The organism is Protofrankia symbiont of Coriaria myrtifolia, from assembly GCF_900634755.1.
Taxonomy (GTDB): domain Bacteria; phylum Actinomycetota; class Actinomycetes; order Frankiales; family Frankiaceae; genus Protofrankia; species Protofrankia coriariae.
The window spans coordinates 1-5,025 of sequence record NZ_CAAAFS010000262.1 but is presented as its reverse complement, the minus strand read 5'-3'; the positions used below and the strand labels follow the sequence as shown (position 1 = coordinate 5,025).

Annotated in this window: 6 protein-coding genes; 1 reads left to right on the top strand and 5 read right to left on the bottom strand. The window is 72.7% G+C overall.

What is annotated here, in order from left to right; all coding sequences use genetic code 11:
* From CM1CMNOD_RS14905 to CM1CMNOD_RS14885, 5 genes are all read right to left on the bottom strand, one after another.
* Nucleotides 1-709 (bottom strand): DUF4191 domain-containing protein (locus CM1CMNOD_RS14905; protein WP_131774043.1); only part of this gene is annotated, 709 nt, incomplete at its 3' end.
* Between the two features lie 65 nt (nt 710-774).
* Complete coding sequence (locus CM1CMNOD_RS14900; protein ID WP_013874426.1) at nt 775-984, bottom strand: hypothetical protein; 210 nt, start codon at nt 982-984, stop codon at nt 775-777.
* A 122-nt stretch (nt 985-1,106) separates the two neighbouring features.
* Entirely contained in the window at nt 1,107-2,279 is a 1,173-nt protein-coding gene (lipA, locus tag CM1CMNOD_RS14895; RefSeq protein ID WP_013874425.1) for a lipoyl synthase, read from the bottom strand.
* On the bottom strand, nt 2,276-2,989 hold the full coding sequence (gene lipB / locus CM1CMNOD_RS14890; protein ID WP_085948603.1) for a lipoyl(octanoyl) transferase LipB: 714 nt from the start codon (nt 2,987-2,989) through the stop codon (nt 2,276-2,278). Before lipB ends, lipA begins: the two co-directional genes overlap by 4 nt.
* A gap of 62 nt (nt 2,990-3,051) precedes the next feature.
* Nucleotides 3,052-3,906: a peptidase E gene (locus CM1CMNOD_RS14885; RefSeq protein WP_131774042.1), complete on the bottom strand. Its 855-nt coding sequence runs from the start codon at nt 3,904-3,906 to the stop codon at nt 3,052-3,054.
* Nucleotides 3,907-4,246: 340 nt separating this feature from the next.
* Between CM1CMNOD_RS14885 and CM1CMNOD_RS14880 the strand changes: the two genes are divergently transcribed.
* A partial coding sequence (locus CM1CMNOD_RS14880) for a protein kinase (protein ID WP_242625457.1) occupies nt 4,247-5,025 on the top strand: 779 nt, incomplete at its 3' end.

Sequence of the window (5,025 nt, the reverse complement as noted above, 5' to 3'; positions counted from 1 at the left end):
CCTTGGGGATGGGCAGGGTTGGCGAGCTCACTGCCCGTAGCCGTCGTGCCAGGGGGTCCACCTCGCCGCGACGCAGGGTGCGGGGCAGCCGCATCAGCGTCAGCCGCAGTTTCGGCAGGGGCACCTCGCCGGGGCCGCTGCCGATCACGATGTCGTGGATGGGTGTCTCGCCGACCACCTTGCGGACGCGGCGGACCTCGGTGCCGAGCAGGTCGCGCTGGCCGCGTCCCCGACCTTCAGCAATGATCACCACGCCGGCGCGGCACACCACACGGTGTACGACGTCCTGGTTGCGGTTGACCGCCACGGCGGGGGTGAGCCGCCAGTCGCCGCGCATCCGTTCGATGATCCCGGCGGCGGCGCCGGGCTGGCCCTCCATCTCGGCGTACGCGGTCTTCTGGACCCGGCGGCTGAAGACGTTCACGGCGCCGAGCAGCCCCAGCACGATCCCGATCGGCAGCCACGTCCACAGCGGACCGACGACGAGCCCGAGCAGCACGCCGACGATCCCCACCGGGATCACCAGGCCGAGCAGCGACCACCACACCGCTCGCGGATCACGCTGCCGGGTGAGCCGGAACACCGTCCGCAGCTGCGTGAGGCGTCCAGCCCTGGCTGCCCTGCGCTCGGCCCCTTTCCTGCGTCCGCTTCCCGCCGTGGTCCCCGCGGCGGCGGGCGCCCTGCCGCCGGACCTGTTTGTGCGCGCCATGACCGCGAGCCTACGACCTGAATCGGGTACAGCTCGATCCGTGGTGCCCAGCGAGCTGGCGGGAGTCAACGTTCGGTCGCGATGGCCACCCGTCCCGCGGTCGGTGGCACGGCGCGTACGACCTTCCAGGAGGGCTCGCCGTGCCGGCCGGCACCCACCTGCAGGTCGGCGGCGGCACGCCAGGCGTTACGGCGTGCCGTCCGCTGTCCGCCGTGGGGGAGGAGGAGGAGAGTCAGTTCTTCGGCGGCGGTCAGTAGCGACTTCAGCAGGATCACGTAGATCTCCCAGGCCGGTCGGACGCGCTGTCGGTCACGATCTCGTTCTTGATCTGCTCGCTGCGCAGTGGTTACTGTCGAATGACACTAGTGCCGCCGCGACGTGCCCACCACCGCGGTTATTACTCTGCGTAGTTAAAGTGGCCAGGGGTGGGAATGCCCGCCTTGACACCTTCCGCGTCCGCGCAGCTGGCCGTGGAGCCGGCCGTGAGGCCGACCACGGGGCTGGTTGAAGGGCTCGTTGAAGGGCCGGTCGTGGGGCTGGGTGAAGCGGTGGTCTCGCTCCCGGCCCCGCTTCCGGCCAGGTCGCCGCGACGCTCGATCGCCTGCTGGTACATCCGGCCGGCGCGGTAGGACGAGCGCACCAGCGGGCCGGCGAGCACGCCGACGAACCCCATCCGCTCGGCCTGCGCGCGCAGCTCGACGAACTCCTCGGGACGCACCCAGCGCTCCACCGGATGGTGGCGGGGGCTGGGGCGCAGGTACTGGGTGATGGTCAGCAGCTCACAGCCGGCGGCGAGCAGGTCAGCCATGGCCGACAGGATCTCCGCGGGCTCCTCGCCGAGCCCCAGGATCAGGTTGGACTTGGTCACCAGGCCCGCGTCCCGGGCCCGCCGGAGCACCTCCAGCGACCGCTCGTAGCGGAACCCGGGCCGGATCCGCCGGAACACCCGCGGCACTGTCTCGATGTTGTGGGCCAGCACCTCGGGCGCCGCCCCGAAGACCTCGGCGAGCTGCTCCGGACGGGCGTGGAAGTCGGGGATGAGCAGTTCGACGCGGGTGCCCGGGCAGGACGTGTGGATCTCACGGACCGTCTGCGCGTACAGCCACGCCCCGCCGTCGGGCAGGTCGTCGCGGGCCACCCCGGTCACGGTCGCGTAGCGCAGGCCCATCGTCCGCACCGATTCGGCGACCCGGCGCGGCTCGTCGGCGTCGAAGGCGGCGGGGCGTCCCGAGTCGATCTGGCAGAAGTCGCACCGGCGGGTGCACACCTCGCCGCCGATGAGGAAGGTCGCCTCCCGGTCCTCCCAGCACTCGTAGATGTTCGGGCAGCCGGCCTCCTCACACACCGTGTGCAGGCCCTTGTCGTGAACGAGCCCCTTGATGTCGGAGTACTGCGGCCCGGTCCGCATCCGGGTGCGGATCCACGGCGGCTTGCGTTCGATCGGTGTGGCCGCGTTACGAACCTCCAGCCGCAGCATCTTCCGACCCTCGGGGGCCGGGGCCGCCACTGCGGTGCCAGTAACCGCGGTACTGGTCGGCGTGGCGCTGGTAACCGTGGTGTCGGTGGTCATCGGGCCAGCTCCGGCTCCCGTGCCAGCGGCACGCTGTCGGGTGCCGGCAGGTCGTCCGCGCCCGGCGTCGGCAGGTCGGTCACGGTCGGTGAGGTAGCGGTGAAGGCTGTCAGCGTCCCGACCATGTGGCGTTCCACGACGGGCAGAGCCTCCTCGACGGTCACGGCCCGGCCGAGCTCCCGGCTCAGGCTGCTCACTCCGGCGTCGGAGATGCCGCACGGGACGATCCTGGTGAAGGCGCCGAGGTCCGGACAGCAGTTGAGGGAAAAACCGTGGTAGGCGACCAGGTAGCGCACCCGGACGCCGATCGCCGCGAGCTTGCGCTCCCCGTCGGCGGTCCACACCCCGGTGCGCCCGGCCACCCGGACAGCCGGCACCCCGAACTCCGCGCAGATCGCGATCAGCGCCTCCTCGAGGGCGCGGACGTAGGCGACCACGTCCAGCGGCCTGGGCAGCCGCAGCACCGGGTAGCCCACGAGCTGCCCCGGTCCGTGCCAGGTGATCTTGCCGCCGCGGTCGACGTCCACCACCGGGGTGCCGTCGAAAGGGCGTTCCCACGGTTGGGTGCGCCGGCCGGCGGTGTAGACGCTGGGATGTTCCAGGAGGATCAGGGTGTCGGCCGCCTCGTCGGCGATCCGCCGGTCGGCCAACGCGCGCTGCAACCGCCACGCCTCGTCGTAGGGCATCAGGCCTGGGCGCATGACCTCCATGAAAATGAGGCTACGCTCACCTGCGGTGTCCTCCCAGCGCCCGCGGCAGGACACCGCAGGCGTCACACTTCCGACAGCAGCCGAGGGGTGACCGGCGTTTCCCGTACACCTCCGGTCGTACCGCCGGCAACCGTACCGCCGTCCGCCGTACCATCGCTGCTCACACCGCTGGTCACACCGCCTTCGGCGGCGCCGCCCGCAGGCGGGCCCGGCTCGGCCGGGATTCGCTCGACCCGCCAGGCGTACACGTCCGGCCGGTCGGCGACGGCCTCCACCAGTTCGGTTCCCCGGAAGTGCAGGCCGACCCCGTCGTCGGTGGCCCAGCCGTCCGGCAGCGTCCCGTCCGCGACCAGCTTCTGGTAGAGCGGACGCCGGCCCGGCTCCGAGTCGTAGTGCGGGGTGTTGCTGAACGGCAGCAGGCCGAGGGCGTCGGTGACCGCCCGCAGGCCCGGCCCGAACGAGTCGGTGGTGCCCCCCGCGTGCCAGCACAGCGATCCCGCGGACACCCCGGCGAGCACCACCCCCGCCTCCCACGCCTCCCCCGCCTCCCACGCCTCCCACGCCTCCCGCATGATCGTATCGAGGCCGTGCGCGCGCCACACGGCGAGCAGGTTCGCCACGCTGCCCCCGCCCACCCAGATCACGTCCTGGCCCAGCAGGTGCGTGCGGACGTCGGGGATGTTCGGCATCGGGAACAGCGCGAGGTGGGAGGCGCGCACCTGTGGGGTGTCGCGGGCGAGCGCGGCGTAGTAGCGCGCGTAGGCGGCCGGGTCGTCGCCGACGGCGGTGGCCAGCAGGCACAGCTTCGGACGGGCCGGCTGCCCGGCCAGGCGCAGCGCGTGGCGGATCAGCGGGCCGACCCGGGCGCCCCAGCGCCCGTCCGGCAGGAAGCCGCCGCTGGTCGCGAGGATGTTCATCGTCCGGCCTCCGTGTCGTGTTCCTCGGCGCCGTGTTCGCCCGTGCCCGTGCTCATCGGTGCCCGCGTCCATTCGTGACTGTCCGTGTCCGGGTTTGGCTGTTCCGTCTGCCCGGGCATATTCCTGCCGCCTGCGTGTTCTACCGTGTTCGCGCCGTATGCGGCATGCCCGCTGTGCACCGCGGTCACCGTACCCTGGCCCGTTTGCGGCGCGAGTTATCCACAGTTTGCGGGGGAGGACTGCACAGAATGGCTTTTTCGGCTTACCGTCACTTTTTGTGACCTCAATGTACGGTTCCGCCGGCTCCCGGGGTGGACGGGAGAATCCGGCCGATCCTCCCGTGCCCGGGGTGGTGCTGCGCGCCCGGGTCCGGGATGCCGGCGCCGGGGACGTGTGGGCCGGCCGGGTCGTGGCCACCGGGGCCGAGTGCGCGGTTCGGCGAGTCAGGCTGCCCCCGGGCACGGCCGGTCGCGAAACCGCCATGAGGTCGGCGCGTCTGCTGGTCGAACTCGACCACCCACACCTCGTCCCGGTCATCGACGTGATCGCCACGTCCGAGGGGATCGCGGTGGTGTCGGAACCGGTCGACGGGGCGGTCAACCTGGGCCGGCTGCTCGGCGTCCGGGAGCGGCTGGAGCCGGGTGAGGTGGTGACGGTCGGGCTGCCGCTGGCCCAGGCGCTGGCCGCGGCGCATGCCGCGGGTGTGGTGCACGGCCGGCTCGATCTCGCCGACGTCCTGCTCGAGCCGAACGGCCGGCCGGTGCTGGCGGGGACGGGTGTCGCCGGCCTTGGCGGCCCGCCCACCACCCCACCGGTGGACGTCGGTGATCTTGCTGGTCTGCTGCTGGCGGCGATGCCGCACGCCACCGGGCCGGCCGCGGCCGCGGTCGCCGTCGCTGTCGCGCCCGCCCTGGTCGACGACCCTGACCGCCGGCCGACGGCGGGGGAGTTGGCCGCGGCGCTGGCCCGAAGCTGCAACCCGGCCCCGGTGCGGATGCTGGGCCGGAAGTGGCGTGAGGACGTGTTGTCCGCGCCGCCCCCGGTACCGCCCCCACCGACGCCGCCGCTGACACCGCCGCCGACGGTGCTGCCCGCGGCTGGCGGCGGCAGCGCCGGGCC